Consider the following 734-nt stretch of genomic DNA (forward strand, 5'->3'; position numbering starts at 1 on the left):
AAAATCAATAAATTAACAGCAACAATTAATTAACAAGATTCATCTCTGCTCTTCTCAACCAAAATAAAAATGTCTTCTTACTATCGAACCCCAATAACCGCCATTCACCTTCGCATATGTATTGAGCCCGTATTGCTCGGCGGCAATCATGGGCCAAGCACCAAACTTTCATGTCATATCGATTGATGTGATCAGGCGGAATGTGGTCACGACTCCCGCCGCAGCTGCTAGCAATGAACGGTTCACTTAAGTAATCGCAAGCACTGCGACTGCCATAACCTTGCCCAAGTTCTTGCTTGGCCCAATAGCGGCCCCAAGCCTTAAGCTCGGAGCGCAGCTGTTTAATATTCATTATCGACTCATGCTGTGCATCATGCTGCATGACTGGCGACCTCCGCCACTGTAGCTAACGGCAAGTGAAATACCTGCTCACAAAGGGCTGACAGGTCATCGTATGAAACCAATGTATTGCCGCGCTCCCAATTGCAGGGCGGGATCATACTTTGTTAATAGTAGGGAACTTCTTCGTATCTGCATGATCTGATCGGGCATGTTATTCTACTGAGCCTAATCCATGTCCTTATTTGAACACTTGAAACTCATCGAAGACCCTCGCTCTCACATCAACCTAAACCATGATTTAGTTGATATTATTTTTCTCGTTTTAGCCGCTATCGCTTCAGGTTGTGATGGCTGGCAAGCTATCGAAGAATTCGGCCAAGAGAACCTATCTT

Annotated in this window: 2 protein-coding genes; one reads left to right on the plus strand and one right to left on the minus strand. The window is 45.4% G+C overall.

Features of this window, described 5'->3' with window-relative positions; translation table 11 throughout:
* Positions 1-25: 25 nt before the first annotated feature.
* Complete coding sequence (locus L1D44_RS21680) at positions 26-382, minus strand: hypothetical protein (RefSeq protein WP_239893259.1); 357 nt, start codon at positions 380-382, stop codon at positions 26-28.
* Between the two features lie 192 nt (positions 383-574).
* Between L1D44_RS21680 and L1D44_RS21685 the strand changes: the two genes are divergently transcribed.
* The coding region (locus tag L1D44_RS21685) for a transposase family protein (protein ID WP_239893253.1) at positions 575-734 on the plus strand (160 nt) is incomplete at its 3' end.

Origin of the sequence: Shewanella sp. Isolate13 (genome assembly GCF_022398325.1) — a bacterium.
GTDB lineage: Bacteria > Pseudomonadota > Gammaproteobacteria > Enterobacterales > Shewanellaceae > Shewanella.